The sequence below is a fragment of the Treponema ruminis genome (assembly GCF_014201975.1).
GTDB classification, from domain to species: Bacteria; Spirochaetota; Spirochaetia; order Treponematales; family Treponemataceae; genus Treponema_D; species Treponema_D ruminis.
The window spans coordinates 20,711-36,330 of the sequence record NZ_JACHFQ010000011.1 but is presented as its reverse complement, the minus strand read 5'-3'; the positions used below and the strand labels follow the sequence as shown (position 1 = coordinate 36,330).

General features: G+C 44.3%; 21 protein-coding genes. 18 read left to right on the top strand and 3 right to left on the bottom strand.

What is annotated here, in order from left to right:
- Positions 1–262: 262 nt before the first annotated feature.
- Positions 263–517: a hypothetical protein gene (locus HNP76_RS14115; RefSeq protein ID WP_184661694.1), complete on the bottom strand. Its 255-nt coding sequence runs from the start codon at positions 515–517 to the stop codon at positions 263–265.
- Positions 510–719 carry a hypothetical protein gene (locus HNP76_RS14110; protein ID WP_184661692.1) on the bottom strand — a complete coding sequence of 70 codons (210 nt, stop codon included), beginning with the start codon at positions 717–719 and terminating at the stop codon, positions 510–512. Before HNP76_RS14110 ends, HNP76_RS14115 begins: the two co-directional genes overlap by 8 nt.
- Before the next feature lie 36 nt (positions 720–755).
- On the opposite strand from HNP76_RS14110, the gene HNP76_RS14105 reads away from it, so the two are divergent.
- The 13 genes from HNP76_RS14105 (at position 756) to HNP76_RS14045 (ending at position 9,507) form a co-directional block, all read left to right on the top strand.
- Entirely contained in the window at positions 756–1,133 is a 378-nt protein-coding gene (locus HNP76_RS14105) for a RusA family crossover junction endodeoxyribonuclease (RefSeq protein WP_184661690.1), read from the top strand.
- Positions 1,134–1,149: 16 nt separating this feature from the next.
- Positions 1,150–1,635 carry a hypothetical protein gene (locus HNP76_RS14100; RefSeq protein WP_184661683.1) on the top strand — a complete coding sequence of 162 codons (486 nt, stop codon included), beginning with the start codon at positions 1,150–1,152 and terminating at the stop codon, positions 1,633–1,635.
- Between the two features lie 12 nt (positions 1,636–1,647).
- Positions 1,648–2,061, top strand: coding sequence for a hypothetical protein (locus HNP76_RS14095; protein ID WP_184661681.1), 414 nt, complete (start codon positions 1,648–1,650; stop codon positions 2,059–2,061).
- Between the two features lie 15 nt (positions 2,062–2,076).
- Complete coding sequence (locus HNP76_RS14090; RefSeq protein ID WP_184661679.1) at positions 2,077–3,384, top strand: phage portal protein; 1,308 nt, start codon at positions 2,077–2,079, stop codon at positions 3,382–3,384.
- Positions 3,385–3,457: 73 nt separating this feature from the next.
- Positions 3,458–4,141 carry an HK97 family phage prohead protease gene (locus tag HNP76_RS14085; RefSeq protein ID WP_184661669.1) on the top strand — a complete coding sequence of 228 codons (684 nt, stop codon included), beginning with the start codon at positions 3,458–3,460 and terminating at the stop codon, positions 4,139–4,141.
- 11 nt (positions 4,142–4,152) lie between these two features.
- Positions 4,153–5,313: a phage major capsid protein gene (locus HNP76_RS14080; protein WP_184661667.1), complete on the top strand. Its 1,161-nt coding sequence runs from the start codon at positions 4,153–4,155 to the stop codon at positions 5,311–5,313.
- A gap of 61 nt (positions 5,314–5,374) precedes the next feature.
- Positions 5,375–5,569 (top strand): hypothetical protein, encoded by a 195-nt coding sequence (locus HNP76_RS14075; RefSeq protein ID WP_184661665.1) that lies wholly within the window; start codon positions 5,375–5,377, stop codon positions 5,567–5,569.
- A complete protein-coding gene (locus HNP76_RS14070) occupies positions 5,569–6,108 on the top strand; it encodes a head-tail connector protein (RefSeq protein WP_184661663.1) in 540 nt (179 codons plus the stop codon). The genes HNP76_RS14075 and HNP76_RS14070 overlap by 1 nt, the downstream gene beginning before the upstream one ends.
- Complete coding sequence (locus HNP76_RS14065; RefSeq protein WP_184661661.1) at positions 6,108–6,530, top strand: hypothetical protein; 423 nt, start codon at positions 6,108–6,110, stop codon at positions 6,528–6,530. The genes HNP76_RS14070 and HNP76_RS14065 overlap by 1 nt, the downstream gene beginning before the upstream one ends.
- A 20-nt stretch (positions 6,531–6,550) precedes the next feature.
- Entirely contained in the window at positions 6,551–7,777 is a 1,227-nt protein-coding gene (locus tag HNP76_RS14060) for a DNA adenine methylase (protein WP_184661659.1), read from the top strand.
- Between the two features lie 25 nt (positions 7,778–7,802).
- Positions 7,803–8,267: a hypothetical protein gene (locus HNP76_RS14055; protein ID WP_184661657.1), complete on the top strand. Its 465-nt coding sequence runs from the start codon at positions 7,803–7,805 to the stop codon at positions 8,265–8,267.
- 14 nt (positions 8,268–8,281) lie between these two features.
- Positions 8,282–8,938 (top strand): hypothetical protein, encoded by a 657-nt coding sequence (locus tag HNP76_RS14050; protein ID WP_184661655.1) that lies wholly within the window; start codon positions 8,282–8,284, stop codon positions 8,936–8,938.
- Positions 8,939–8,940: 2 nt separating this feature from the next.
- Positions 8,941–9,507: a Gp15 family bacteriophage protein gene (locus HNP76_RS14045; protein ID WP_184661653.1), complete on the top strand. Its 567-nt coding sequence runs from the start codon at positions 8,941–8,943 to the stop codon at positions 9,505–9,507.
- On the opposite strand, the gene HNP76_RS14420 is transcribed toward HNP76_RS14045, so the two are convergent.
- Complete coding sequence (locus tag HNP76_RS14420) at positions 9,504–9,626, bottom strand: hypothetical protein (RefSeq protein ID WP_260309260.1); 123 nt, start codon at positions 9,624–9,626, stop codon at positions 9,504–9,506. The two genes, HNP76_RS14045 and HNP76_RS14420, sit on opposite strands and share 4 nt — an antisense overlap.
- A 47-nt stretch (positions 9,627–9,673) precedes the next feature.
- Here HNP76_RS14420 and HNP76_RS14040 point away from each other — a divergent pair, with 47 nt between their 5' ends.
- From HNP76_RS14040 to HNP76_RS14020, 5 genes are all read left to right on the top strand, one after another.
- Positions 9,674–12,388, top strand: a complete 2,715-nt coding sequence (locus HNP76_RS14040; protein WP_184661651.1) for a hypothetical protein — start codon at positions 9,674–9,676, stop codon at positions 12,386–12,388.
- Positions 12,385–12,726, top strand: coding sequence for a hypothetical protein (locus tag HNP76_RS14035; RefSeq protein ID WP_184661649.1), 342 nt, complete (start codon positions 12,385–12,387; stop codon positions 12,724–12,726). Before HNP76_RS14040 ends, HNP76_RS14035 begins: the two co-directional genes overlap by 4 nt.
- A complete protein-coding gene (locus tag HNP76_RS14030; protein WP_184661647.1) occupies positions 12,726–13,178 on the top strand; it encodes a hypothetical protein in 453 nt (150 codons plus the stop codon). The genes HNP76_RS14035 and HNP76_RS14030 overlap by 1 nt, the downstream gene beginning before the upstream one ends.
- Positions 13,171–13,560 carry an NlpC/P60 family protein gene (locus HNP76_RS14025; protein WP_184661645.1) on the top strand — a complete coding sequence of 130 codons (390 nt, stop codon included), beginning with the start codon at positions 13,171–13,173 and terminating at the stop codon, positions 13,558–13,560. Before HNP76_RS14030 ends, HNP76_RS14025 begins: the two co-directional genes overlap by 8 nt.
- Positions 13,561–15,620 (top strand): phage tail protein (locus HNP76_RS14020; protein ID WP_184661643.1); only part of this gene is annotated, 2,060 nt, incomplete at its 3' end.

Sequence of the window (15,620 nt, the reverse complement as noted above, 5' to 3'; positions counted from 1 at the left end):
CCACCCTTTGATTGCGAATCTTTTAGCTAGTCACTTATATAGTATTATACAACACTATTTAGCATTAGTATATCATTGAAATATAAAGAATTGCAAGAGACTTTTTATTTTTGCTTGTGATTTTAGCGTTATCCCGCTATATCTGATGCTATATAAAATATGCGTTTTATGTGACACTTTTATGTGACACTTTTATTTATGAGACAAAAATAAGGCTCCGCCGAGGATTATTGAAGAAGCGCAAGCTCCGATTGCAATGCCCTTATAAAGCTGGGCTTTCTTCCTCTCGCTCTCCGCCTCGTTCCTTAACTCGCTGGATAATTTCTGTAATTGTAAGAGCTGACTGTTCTGCTCGCTCACGATTTTCGTCAAGTTTTCCGTTTCCTGCTGAATCCGGTTCAACTCGCTTTCCTTTATTTTGAAAACAGTTTCTGACAAGCAGGCCGAGCACGAAAAGAAAAAGAGCAGACAGACACAAGCCGACCTTTTCAAAAAATGATTTGATTTTTTCATTCACTTTTATCTCCTTTTTTTGCTTCCAGATGCTTCTGCACCTCAGAGACGGCAAAGTAGCTGAGAATGACACCGCACAAGGCAAGCGCAATTCCGTAGAAATCGACTTTGTTTTTTATGACGATATAGGAAATTAAAAAGCAGCTCCAATAAGTAAGCTGATTTTTTACGCTGGTAAGTTTTAGCAGCAATCTTTTTTTCAACATGACTTTACAGTCATTTTTAAAGCTGACTGTAAGTATATGAATTATATTTTCACATTGCGGGGCGAGGTTCCGGCGAAAAAAAACAACCGCCAAACGCTGCCAAATAAAAAGACAATTCCTTCAAAAAACTATCAGAAATGGCACGAAATGGCCCTTTTTTCGCTTATTTTTCAAAGAAAATCGCAAAAATTAGAAAAACCGTTGAATCAGGAACTTCATATAGAAATTACCCTCACTCATGGAGATTTCAGGCGCAGAGACGGTGACAATGCCACAAGTTCTATCCTCGATACGCTCATGGATTCAAACATCATCGAAGACGACACATGGCATTTCTGCCGAAAAATTACAGTCGAAAACCTTTACAAAAAAAACGAGCCGTCGTGCACCATAAGAATCACAGACTACAAATAAAAATGACTGTAAAAGTATGTGGGAAGCAATCGAAAAAATCTTGACTGACAAAAACTCGTGGCTCGTGCTTTGCTTTGTTTTTGTAGTCATTGTCATTTTCATTCATGAAGTAAGAAACGGTTTTTTTTCTTTCAGCTCGAATCATCTGAGAGTCGGCAACGGAGAAAAAGAAAGGAACATCATAAGGCAGCAAGTGGAGTGGGCGCATATTTATATCATGTCGCTGGAATCGAAAATCACGCCTGCAACAAATCAATACAATGGGTATTTCACGAAATTCATTCTTGAGAGAGTTTACGATGAAGTTGTGGATTGGGTGACGTTTAATCATTTAAATCTGAATTCCGCATATATCGAAATAAAGCAGGAAAAAATATGTGCTTTGGTATATAGCCTGCATGTAAAGCCTGAATTCCAGACGAAAGAATTTAAACAACGGATGAACAACTGGACCAGGGAAATAATTGAGGGATTAGTCAGAATCCGACAAATCTATAAATAGCGAGGTGAAAAAATGAAAAATCCGCAGACCAGGGCTTTGATGATTGGAAAATATGGATGCCTTGCCATGTGCTATCTCTATTGCATGGGAATTATCCCGGAATCTGAGGGGGAGATGATCAAGCACATTTCAACGGCAATGGATAAGGGCCTGCTCGATGAAGAGTGCACCGTCCTTAATGCTTCGGCTTTGCTCCACTTCTTCACGGGGAAAAATTGGCATGTCGAAAAGAAAGAAATCAAGGATATAAGCAGGATTAAAGGGCCCACGCCCGTGAGGTATGTTTATTTCGATGAAAAGGGAAAAGAGCACGGGCACTGGGTTGTAGTGGAAGACGGAAAGATTGTCTTCAACTCTATCTCTAATTCCGTCTGCGTGAAGATTGGAAAACCTGCAAGTGCAAGAATTATCACGCTTTATAAATAAAATGACTGTAACAGTATGAAACTATTTGGCTTTGAAATCCGCAAAACTCCGTCAAATACGACGGTTAAAAATGATACAGATTCAATCCCGCTGTCTCATTATGACGGCGGAGATATTTTCTATTTCTCGCCTTACATGACAGTCGGGGAAATGCTCGCAAACACAACGCTTGCAAGCTGTGTTTACATCATTTCTGATGCAGTCGCCTCACTGTCCTTTAATGTCTACAGGAATGTAAACGGCAGCCGGGAGCGTGCCCTTGATCTGCCGCTTTACCGCCTTTTGACCCGCCGCCCGAATCCAGACGACACGCCTTTTATTTTCAAAAAGAAAGTACTCCTTCACCTTCTCTTGAAAGGAAACGCTTTTATCTTCGTTGAGCGTGACAGAAACTATAATCCAACCGCACTTTATACACTTGACCCTTCAAGCGTTGACATCAAGAAAACGCCGGAAGGGGAAATCTATTACATTTACCACACAAGCACCGGCACATATAAATACAATCGAGACACAATCCTTCACATTCCGGCCATCCGTTACAACAGGCTTAAAGGATTTTCGCCGATTGAATATGCCACCCATTCAGCCAAGACAGGGCTGGAGCTTGACGAATACACGGCGACCTACTTTGACGGCGGAATACATTCAAAAATGATTCTCACCGTACCAAAAGAAGTGACGAACTGGACCAAGGAAAACAGTGATGAGCTTGCAGAACGGTTCTTAAAAAGCTACGGCGGCAAGGAAAACGCAAACAAGCCGGTTATTTTAAACAAAGGACTTACAGCGCAACCGCTCCAGCTGGGAGGGAATACTGACAGCCAGCTTGTGGAGTTAAGGGCTTTTTCTGAGAAGGAAATCGCAAAAATCTACAGGGTTCCTCTGTTCATGCTGGGCAAAGACTCCGCGAAGTTCACGAACATGGAGCAGTTCAATACTTTCTTCCTGCAGCACACCCTTACGCCTTGGCTTGTCCTTTTGAATCAGTATTTTTCTCAGCTTATCCCTTCATGGATGCAGGATGACTGCTATGCAGAATTTGATCCGAACACAATTCTTCGGGCTGATGCAAACACCCGCTTCAACAATTACATCAAGGGCCTTACAAACGGCATCTACACGCTCAATCAGATTTATGCGATGGAGAATTTGCCGAGGGTTGATGAGCCTTTCGCAGAAAAGCATTACATGCAGGTCAACATGGCACCGATTGACGGGAACGGCACGAGCTCAGATTCAGACAATCCCGACAATCAGGAGCCAAAAGAAGTAAATCCCAATGAAAACAATGATTTTTCTAATCCTAAACAAGAAGAATAATATGGAAAAAAAATCATAATATTTTATTGGGCTGAAAAAATAAAAATGACTGTATTCTTAGGAGAAAAGAAAAATGGATGAAGAACTTGAAAAAATCTCAAAAAAACTTCTTCAGGGGCGGCAGTATCGCTCAATGAAACTTGAGTGTCGTGAAATGGGGACGCCTGACAGTGAGGAAAGAATCGTCGAAGGATATGCGGCAACATTCAACGAGCCTTATATCCTCTGGGAAGAAGATTATTACATTTTCAAAGAGCAGATTGATTCAAGGGCTTTTGACAAGTGCGATCTTTCTGACGTCATTTTCCAGTACAACCATGTCGGGCGGGTTTATGCCCGAATCTCAAACAAGACTCTCGAAGTAAGGCCAGACGGGCACGGCCTTTTCATCAAAGCCAACCTTGGCGGCACTGGTGAAGGACGTTCGCTTTTTGAGGAAATCAAAGGCGGCTACACGACAAAAATGAGCTTCGGTTTTGTCGTGCGCGGGGAGCGGATGGAATCAATCAAAGACGAAGCAACAGGAAAAAGAATCTATATCCGTACAATCACGGATTTTGAGAAGGTTTACGATGTTTCTGCCGTTTCGTCACCTGCAAACGACGGCACGGAAATCTCAGCCCGAAGCTGGTGCGAGGGAGTTATCGCAGGGCTTGAAGCGGAGCGACTTAAAGCTGAGGAAACCGAAAAACGCCGTAAACTTGAATCGGATGAGCGTGAGCGTGAGCTTGCGCTGCTTGAATTTGAATCTAACTGAAGGATTGAAAAATGAACAAAAAAGAACAGCGTGCAAAACTTATAGCTGAGCTCCGTGCAATGCACGAGCTTGCACAGAAAGAAAACCGCGCTTTTTCTGATGAAGAGTCAAAGATTTTTGCCGACAAAGAGGCAGAAGTCCGAAAGCTCTCTCTTGAAATTGCCGCAGAAGAGCGTGAGGCAACGCTCAACGGTTTTTCAACAGAACTGCCAAAAGACGAGGGTGAAACCCGCGGTGAAATCTCCGAAAAGATGAAGGAATTCCGCGCTTACCTTAAAGGCGAGAAGCGTGATATTTCGGTCGGTTCCGGAGGTGGCGCACTTTCCCCACAGGAATATGTCGCCGAAATCATCAAGAGCGTAGAGGATGAATCTCCGCTTTACGGCCTTGTCCGCAAGTTCCCTCTAACTGAGGCGAAATCTCTCGGGGCACCGTATGAGTCAGCAGATGCAAGTGATGCTTCCTGGACCGCAGAAGTCCCTGCAAGTGACATTTCCGCTGATGCAACCCTCGCATATTCGTTGCGTGAGCTCTCACCAAACACTCTCGTCAAGCTGATCAAGATTTCTGACAAACTCGTCAAGGTCTCAGCCCTCCCGATTGAGAGAATTGTCCGTGAGAAAATCACTGAGAAACTCATTGCCGCTTTTGAAAACGGAATTACAGCCGGCACAGGCTCAGGCCAGCCGCTCGGTGTTTTCACGGCTTCGGCAAACGGCGTCCCAACATCGCGTGATGTTACAACAGCAGGCGCAGCACTTACAGCTGACGACCTCATCAAGACAAAGATGAGCTTGAAACCTGCTTATCGTCGCCGTGCCCGCTGGGTAATGTCAACGACAATCCTCACCGACTGTTTCTTGCTCAAAGACAAAGACGACCAGTATATCTGGCGGCCGGGTCTTACAGAGGGCGAGCCGGACCGTCTGCTCGGTCTCCCGGTTATCGAATCGGCTTACGCTCCTTCTGTAAAAACATCAGGAAGCTATATTGCTGTTCTCGGTGATTTTAGCTATTACTGGTGGGCTTATGTCGAAGGGCTTGAAGTCAAAAACCTTTATGAGCTTTTCGCTCTTAAAAATCAGATCGGCTTCAAGGGCATCGCATACGCTGACGGTGCGCCGGTTCTCGCGGAAGCATTCGCACGAATCAAAGTCGGAACTGGTGAGTAACTAAAAAAAAAGCAGAGTGCCATACACTGACACTCTGCCTTGATACAGGAGCATATCAGTAATGGCAAATAAACAGAATTTAAAAGGAACAGGAGAAGCCGTTTCTTCTTCTGAAACTCCAGGCAAAAAAAGGGTAAAAATTAAAAACCTTATTTGCCGCCCGGAAGGCACATTCCTTGCGGGAAGTGTTTACGAGCTTAATGCTAAACTTGCAGACCTTCTCATCAAAAACGGCAACGCAGAAGAGAGTAAATAATGGCATATATCACACCCGAAGACTTGAAAAAATTCTCTGACAAATTTCCTTCTGATGAATCGCTTTTGCAGAATTATTGTGACTCTGCTGAAAAAATCATTGAGGATTATCTAGGCTACAGCCCGGAATCACAGAATTATGAGACTTCGGCGCGTGGTATTAACTCCCACTTTTTCCCGCTTGAGGCAAAGCCAGTCACGGAGATTACCTCAGTCACACAGGATGGGGAAACAGTGGATCTTTCACAAATCCGTGTGGTAAAAAACACAAATTACATTGCATTCGACGATGATTCTAAATTCCTTGACGGCGTAAAATACACCGTCAATTATACGGCGGGTTTCAGCACTGTTCCCGCTCCGATTGTTACGGCAGCCTTGCAGATTGCGTCTTTACTTTGGGAAAGTGCAGGCGGCAATGTTTCCGTCACGAGCACGAGCTATCTTGATTCGGCAAGCCGGACATTCCAGTCTTTCAAGCCTGACCGTTTTCTAGAGCCGAACATAGGCAAATACAAACTTGCAAAGGTTGATTACTGATGGCAAAGACAGGGCAATTTCTTTCCGTTGAGCTCGACATCAGCAGGGCACAGGCCGCCCTTTCGGGCACTTCAAAAAGCCTTGTGTCAATCTCGCGCCAAACGCTCGGAATAATCGGGCGCGGCACCGTTGACGTCGTAAAAAAAGAAATCCGGGCAACGACAAAACGGCGAAGCGGAGAGCTTTTGCGCTCTTACCGCTACAAAGTCAAGAAAGACGGCTCGGAAATGAATGTCTTCCCGAAAGGAATAAAGGGAGAGAATATTTTTTCCAAAGTCATGGCATTAAGCTACGGCACGGAAAACGGACGGCTCCGTCCTCGCGGGTTCGTGCAAAAGGGCAACAACTTCATTGAGGGCTCTGAATACGAAGCCAGCATTGACAGGATGATTGACAGGGAACTCGCCAAATATTGGAGCTGAAAAAATGACTGTATCTTTATATGAAAAACTACGGACTCCCATATAAAGGTTCTAAAAATCAAATCGTCAAAAAAATAATTGATTTATTTCCACAAAAAGAAAACTTCTATGATTTGTTTTGCGGCGGATGCGCAGTCACTCACGGAGCCATGCTTTCGGGAAAGTTTGAGACATTCACGGCTAACGACATCTCGGACTATCCCTCTGTTTTTCTTGAAGCCATAGCGGGCAAGTTCGGGAACGAGAAAAGATGGATAAGCCGTGAAGATTTTTACAGGCTGAAAGATTCAGAGCCTTATATCCGCTATTGCTGGAGCTTCGGGAACAGCGGCGACAATTATCTTTACTCGAAGGAAGTCGAGCCGTGGAAGAAAGCCCTGCATTATGCCCGCGTTTTCGGCGACTTATCTCTCATGGAGCAATTCGGAATAAAGACTGACGGCACAGGGGCGGACATAAAACGGAACATGGACGAATACAAGAAGAAATATATCATCTGGTACTGCTCGACTGTCCTGCATTCTTCTCTTGATGTCCTTGAACTCCAGAAGAATCTGACGGAACGCATAGAGCACAACAGCGATGAGTTGCGCTCTTATCTTCTCGAAGGGCTGAAAAGAGCAAACAAACGTCCTTGCGATGTTGACAGGTTTTTGGGCACCAACGGCATGGCGGGTCATTATTTTAGCAGGTCTCAGTGGGAATTTCCGACAAGGGAAGTTTATGAGAAATTGCAGGGCTTTTTGTATCTGCCCCGGAATTATAATGAAATCTACGGCTTACAGGAACTTCTGCAAAGCCTGCAAAGCCTGCAAAGCCTGGAAAGCCTGGAAAGACTGGAAAGACTGCAAAGCCTGCAAAGCCTGGAAAGCCTGGAAAGACTGGAAAGACTGCAAAGCCTGCAAAGCCTGGAAGTTTTACGGGGCGACTACAGGGAAGTAAAAATCAAGTCAGATTCTTTAATTTATTGCGATATTCCTTATAAGGGCACCTCTGGATATGCCGGAGGATTTAACCACTCAGAATTTTACAAGTGGTGCGGAATGCAAAAAGAGCTTGTCATCATTTCCGAATATGTAATGCCGGAAGGATTTGTGTGCGTTGCTGAATTCAGCAAAAGGCAGCTTTTGAGTTCTGGCGCTGGCAAGAAAATCAAGGAAAAATTATTTATTCCAGAACATCAGCTGGACTTATGGCAGCAAACAAAACCGCGTTCCTATAAACAGCTTGAATTTAATTTTGGATAATCCGCACAAAAATGACTGTAAGGATATGGAATCAATTTTCAATTACATAAAGCAATTCATTCTTTCGACCGTGAACGGCTATCTTCCAGAATATGCAGATGAAAATACGCCGATGAACGCAATCGAAGAAAAGAACATCGTTTTCGGGGCGGTGGATTTGTCCCGCTACACTGACAAGATTGTCTGTGCAATCGTTCCCGATAGCGAGGATGATGAAGAAGCGGAAATAGGAGCAGACAAAGAAAGCTCCGATTTCACCGTTTCTTTTTTATGTCGAGGTTATGCCCAGGATGTACTTGTCCGCCAGATGTGCAGGTATGGCGCGGCATTTCGCCGGGCAGTGCTTGATGATGTGTCTTTGAATGGGACGGTCGAACAGGCAGAAATCGGACGGCGCAATTTCTTTACCGATGCAGGAACGGTTGAGAAGCAAATGACCGCCGTGGAAATCTCGCTGACAGTCATAACCGAAGACGAAATCGAACTTTAATTAAGGAGTAAAAAATGCCAGAACAGCAGCCAACAACGCTTATCAAAAAGCATCTTATCCGGCCGTTCCTCAACGACGGCACGCCAGCCGTGCCAGCGTGGGTTCAGATCAAGAAGGCGACAGAAAACACTGTCAACATGAATCCTCAGACAGAGGACCGTGACTACATCTCGGACGAACAGCCGACAACCGAGCTTATTTCATACAAGATGAATGTCGCTTATGGCGTTACAACCTACAAGGGACAGCCCGATTTTGAGCTTTTCTACAAGCTCTACAAAAACCGCTATGTCGGTTCAGACGCTCAGAAAGAATTGCTCCTGGCCTATCTTTTTGACAAGGTGCAGGTCGGCGATACCGTCAAGTATTTCGCCCAGAAATGGAATTCGACAATCGTTGTCAACGACTTCAACACAACCGGCACCGTCATTGATGTCACAATCAACGCAAACGGCACTCCGACAGAAGGTTACATCACCATCGAAAACGGCGAAGTGACTTTCACGCCACACGAGGGCGGTCTTCCGACTTTCAGCCTTCTGGCATCTGAGCCGGACGATTGGGCAACAAATTACACGGACTATTACACCAAGGACGGCGATGTGTATGCCGCCGTGACAGGTGCGGAAGCTCCAACTTTTGCCGCTGACACTTACTACAGGGCGGACTAAGAGTGCTTGACCTTGCAAAAGCAAATGCCCCGGAAGCCGTAACGGTTGCCGGGGTGTTTTATCCAATCAAAACAGATTTCAGATTTTGGCTCATGTTTTCCCGCCTGCTTACTTCGCAGGAATCCTGCTTTGCTGATTTTGATTTTCTTTATCAGAATCAATGGCAGATTCCGGAAGACAGAAAAGCGGGTTTTGATGCCCTGCTTGATTTCTTCATCAATAAAAAAGAGCTTCCCCGCATCCTTGAGGAAAACGACAATAAAAATGTGCTTGATTATGAGCTGGACGCGGAATTGATTTATGCTGCATTTTACGAGCAGTACAAAATCGACTTGCTTGATGAAAAGACGCGCCTGCACTGGTGGAAGTTCAAGGCCCTTCTTTCGGGGCTTCACGGCACGAAACTGAATGAGATAATGGCTTTCCGATGCTTTGACGAAAACGACAGAACGGAATGGAAGCAGGCGCAGATTATGAACAGGAAACGCTGGGAGCTTCCCGAAAAAGTCACAGCCGAAGAAAAAAAAGCGGCTGATGAATTTGACCGCCTTTTAGAAAAGAAGGGCTAAAGCATTTCCAGAGGCACGACAAAATCCTCATCTTCCTGCTCGTCGGGAAGATTTTTTGTGCCCTTCTGAGCCACAGAAAAAAGGACGATAAAAAGCAAGAATAAAACAATGCCTATCATGCCTACAGTGTAAGCCTAAAATGACTGTATTGTAAAGGAATTTATAAATGGCAAAAGATAAGCATGTAACGATGAAATTCAAGGCTGACACAAAGGAAGCCGAGAGCGGAATCTCAAAAGTAACATCTTCCTTAAACAAGCTGGCAAAAGACGTAGAGAAAAATCCAATAACAAAACTCAGCAAATCCGTCACAATGTTGGGCGGTGCTTTTCATGTAGCTACAGGAATAATCAATAAGGTTTCCGGGGCCATTTCAGATGTTACGGAAGCATCTAGAGTTCAAATCACGGCAGAAAAACAGCTTGAGGCCGCCGCAAAAAACAATCCTTATCTTTCAGAATATTCAGTTCAGCAGCTTAAGGCGTATGCAGGCGAATTGCAGTCAATCTCAACCGTAGGTGATGAGGAACTTCTGCCGATGATGGCTCAGCTTGCCGTCGCCGGAAGGACTCAAAGCGAGATCCAGGACATTATGACAACGGCTTTGAACATGTCGGCGACAGAGGCAATCTCGCTTGATACGGCAGTAAAGCAACTCAACACTACATATTCTGGAAGCGCAGGAAGACTCAGCCAGATGAGTGGTGCTGTAAAAGCTCTTTCGGCTGATGAACTAAAAAACGGTGATGCCGTCAAAATCCTTAAGGAACAATATTCCGGCATTGCCAAAAGTGTCGCAGAATCTACAGGCGGCTGGCAGCAGTTCAAGAACACATTCGGAGACTTAAAAGAGGTTATCGGCTCCGCTTTTATGAGCCTGCAAAATTCCGCCGGAAAAGTACTCAATAATTTTTTCGGCACTGTCATTGAAAAGTTACAAAGCGCAGGAAAAGAAGCCGAAGAATTCAAGAAGAAACTCAACATCACAGCCACCCTCAAAGATGAAAAGGCAAGTGTCGCAGACTTGGAAGGCGTGGTAAATCAATTGACAGAAGATTTGGAAGAAATGCAGAGAGTTCAAAAAGCTGCAAATTCTGACCAGAGCAAATGGACAAAAGACCTCAAAAAAGAATGGGAAGAGTCAAAATCTGCATATAAGACACATCTGGAAGAATTGCGAAATGTTGAGAGTCAGCTAAGAATCAATAAGGAAGCACTGGAATCTCAGCGGCAGGCAGAACTCCTTAATAGTTCAGGAATAGAAGAGACGACTCGAATTTACAGTAAATACGCAGATTCGATTGCGGATGCAACCGCTGAATATAAAGAAGCAAAGTTTACCGCTGATGAATACGCTAATTCTGAAATAAAGAATGTCAGCGAAATTGAAAAAAAATATAAAAACGCAAACGCTGAATTCTTGAAACTTAATTCGGCTTTTCAAAACGGATGGAACGGGTCGAGCAACAGACTGCAAAGGGACATTGATTCTGTAACAAAGCAGCTTTCTGAGGCTCAGGAAAAACTTACGGAAGCTCAAAAAAACGCAGGGGAAGGAACAGTTTCAGAAGCCGACAAAAAAGCACTCGACATCATCACCAAAAACAACGCCGAGCTCCAGAAGAATATCGAAGCCATAAAGCAGAAATATGAGCTTATGAAGTCCGAGGGAAAGAAGATTGATGAACTTGCGGAAAAACAGGAAATTCTTTCTGTTAAAGAAAGCGCCTATTTGAAATTGATTTCTGAGGATGCCTCTGTTGTGACTCAAAACAATTCCGTCGCACGTGCCAGGCTCAACGACATTAAACAAGGCTATGAGGAAATAACGGAAGCCATAAAGAAAAAGGCAGCGGCGGAAAAAGACAAGGATGCAATAAAAGCCCTTAAGGTAGAAACGGAAAAGCTCACCGAAGAGGCAAAGAAATTCCTCGGAGTATTCGACGAGACTAAACTTTCCGAGTCAATTTCTGCATCAATCCAAAAACTTGAGGAAATGAAAGGCTCTGTAAAACAGGGCTCTGCTGAATGGGAATATTACTCTACGCAAATTCTCCGGTTGTCGGGCTTTCTGGATGAAGTTTTGGAGAAAGAAAAGGAAATTGCCGCCGTAAACAATGAAACAGAAGTGCAGGAATGGGCGAAGTTGCACGAGCAGAAATTTCAGATTGCCTCTGAGTTTGCCGGAAAGTATGCAGAAATCATGTCGGGCATTTCGGACTTAGTTGCAAAAAACGCTGAGAACGAATCGGCCGTAAAAATAGCCGAACTCGACAAGCAGCTTGAAGCCGGGAAAATTTCTGAAGAAGAATATGCCGAAATGAAGGAAAAAATCGAAAATGAATCTGCTGAAAAAAAGTACAAGGCTCAGATGTGGGAATGGAGCGCGAATATCCTTAACATCCAGGCACAGACTGCACTTGCCGTCGTTAAGGCACTTGCGGAGGGAGGCCCTTATGCAGGCCCTGCAATGGCGGCAATGATCGGGATTTTGGGCGGGGTTCAGCTTGCAACGGCAATTCAAAGCAAGCCGATACCTCCATCATTCGCAACCGGCGGTGTTGTCGGCGGATTCGTTGGGGCTTCCAGCGGTGAAGACAACACCTACATTCACGCACGGAACGGCGAAATGGTGCTGAATGCAGCCCAGCAGAAAGCTCTCTGGGAAAGCATCGGAAATGGAGCCGTAAAAGGTGACGTCAGCATGAATGTTAAAGTCATAAACAACACTTCAAACGAAGTCAGAAGCAATGCCCGGCTTTCTCCGGAAGGCCTTATCGTAACAATTGATAAAATTGTCAATTCGTCCATGCAGCAGGGGAAATACACAGATTCAATGAATATCGCTCAGTCACAATCTCAGGGGGTAAGATACCTATGACAATAACAAATTGGAGTGAAAGCGTAAACTCAAATTTCTTCGGCTTTAATGAGAGGCCGAAGAAAAACACAATAGAAACGAAATATCTTTCCGGACGCGTCACTGCCTATCAGGCAAACACTCGCAACATAATGACATTCTCGTGCAGTCTCCAGCTCTCAAAAACCGAGCTTGAAGCCTTCTGGGCATGGTTTAATGATGAGCTTGGCGGACTTTCCGGGGTTTTTACTTGTCCGATACTCGGCAGCAGATACTATAGGTTTGCTGAAATCCCTGAGCCACAGGATACAAACCAGAAGTTCCGTGTCCTTTCCATGACTATCGAGGAGGTTTATTAATGACAGACGCAGAGCTTTTTGACACTTTTTTTAATGGCGGGAAATTCTGCCTGCCTTATCTTATTAAGTTTACCCATCCCCGCATAGGTACAATACGGCTCGTTAATAACAATGAAGCCGTAATTTTAAACGGAGAAACCTTTGAGCCTTCTTCTTTTGAATATATACCGCCCGATATTACTGGCAAAGGCGCTAGTCTTAAAATCACGGGAATCGATAACGACCTTATTGATTTTGTCGAAAACGCAAACTATCAGTACCGGCTTGAAGTTGCGGGCGCAATCGCTTCGGACGGCACAATTCAGAAAATCAAAAACTATACTCATTTTTACGGCTCCGTTTCTTATGGCGATGACATGCAGCTCAACTTCCAGCTCGGCCGTGATGATAAGCTCGACATGACTTTCTGCCCTTATACCTACGATACCGACAATAACCGCGCCAATGCTTAACAACAAAAATGACTGTAAGGACATGGAAACAGATTTCTCAGACATGATAGGAGTACCTTATAGGGACGGCGGGCGGGATTTGTCCGGCTTTGACTGTTACGGGGCCGTGATAGAAGCTGCAAAACGGCGCGGGAAAACTCTCCGCGATGTGCGCTATAAAAATCATGCTCCAGAGCTTGCCGATGAAAATGCGCCTACCTTAAATGTCGAAAAAATCAATGCTCCTGAAAAAGATGCGCTGATTGAAATGATATTCAATGGAGAACTTCATATCGGATTTTGTATTGATGAAAAAACTTTCCTTCATGCAACTAAAAATCAGGGCGTAAGGATTTCGCGCATTGGAGTAATTCCGGTTAAAAACTTTTACAGGATAAAATAAATGGGACTTCTTCACATCTATAATACAGTATCAGACGAACATACAAGCAAAGAGGCAGAAGGAAAGCTCCGGGATATTCTGCCGGACTATGATTTTTCCAAATGCGTGATTGTAAAAGCCGGAGAAAAACTCACGCCCGATTATATCGTTAAAAAAGAAGACGTTCTTTATATCCGTGCTACTCCTGGAGCTGCAACGACCGTTGCAATTATTGCTGTTGCAGTTGCAGTTGTTGCTGCCGGTGTCGGCGTTGGTGTAGGCATTTACTCTTATAAACTTGCAAAGGAAGCTGAAGAAAAAGCAAAGCAGGCAGAAAAGAACGCAAAGAAACTTGCCCAGCAGGTTGAACAGTTTCCTTTTGTTAAAGGCGCAAACAACACCAACGCCCTCGGCCAGACAATTCAGTATCTTTTCGGCAATATCTACAACACTCCATACAAGCTGAATGAAGGTTTCTATTCAATCGGCGGAACAAACGGAGACAATCAGTATTACAACCTTATTCTCTCGGCTGGTTATGGAAAACAACTTATTCAGTCTCTTTCAATCGGAAATGAAAAAATCAAAACTTTTTCTGATTCTACTCCACAGGAAACCGTTACAACTTTTGATTCGTCATCACTTTATTATGATGCAAACAATCTGATTGAAATTGCTCAGACCCATGAATTTCAGTCACAGATTTTCAGGCAGAAAGTAAAGGGAACTTATTCCGGAGAAGAAATAAAGCATGAACACGGAGAGGCATTAGAACCTCTTATCGTACAGTGTGCGGATCATACCATGAAAGTTGAGGTCTGCATCCAGTTCAACGGCCTCCGCAAATTCTTCAACAACAACTGGATCGGAAAAACCGTTATCGTGCATCCTTACTGGTCCAATGACGGCGGAGCCACATGGAACCGATTTATCTTCGACCGTGGAAGCAATGAGTTTACTTTCAACTCAAACAAAACCCTCCGTTTTACCGCAACAAAAACTTTCACCTATGCGCAGGCATACGGCAAAAATATTTCCATAAAACTTGAGCGTGAGACGGAAAAGGAGTCTTCAAACTCACAGGAAAGCTGTTACCTCCTTTACTACAATTCTTTCTGTTATGACAACAAAAAAAGCGCAAACGGCACTCTTGTCGCATGTGCTCCGCTGGAATCTCCGTTCATGGAGAATACTACCCGAATCGGAATCAGGATTATTGCGAACGCAAACACAAGCGGAATGCTGGATCAATTTAATGCAATGTGTTACGGCGTCGCAAGGACCTGGAATAAAGTCCTTCATGTATGGAGTGAAGGAAAGACAACCACGCGGAACGTTGCAAGCTGGCTCCTTGAAATCATGGGAAGCGGAACACATAACCCTTCCAAAATTCCAGATTCTCAGATAGACCTTTTGTCATTTGGGGCCCTTTACAAATACTGTGAGGAAAATGCCTTTTTCTGCGACGGTATAATTACTCAGGGTATTAAAAAAGAAACGCTGATTTCGAAACTGTTACTGCTTTGCAATGCCGACATGTATATTGACTCAGACGGCAAATATGCAATCGCAATCGACAAGAAAGAAACAACTCCGGTTGCTCTTCTCAACGCTCAGTGCATTAAGAGTGTCACTACAGCGAAATCATTAGAACGTCAGCCGGACGGAATCAAAGCCAGCTTTACGAACAGACAGAACTGGCAGACAGATACAATGTATGTCATGCGTGACGGCGGACAAAAAGACATTGACGACACCTGCACCGAAACAAGCATAGAATACGCAACTGAACCGAACCATATTTATAAACTCTGTCAGAGGCGTATGAGGCAGCAGATTTTACAACCGCGTGAGGTTGTAGTCGGTGTAGGACACGAAGGTGATTATTATCCACTTTATTCTACAGTCCTTCTCCAGCTTGAACAGTTGCATCAGGGCATAAGAAGTGCCGTTATTCACAGTGTCATAAGAAATGGAGACGGGAAAATAACCCGGCTTGAAATTTCAGACATGCTTGATATGGGAGACGATTTTTCTCAGGAAGCCTATGCCGACGAAAATAATACATCTTACATGGATGA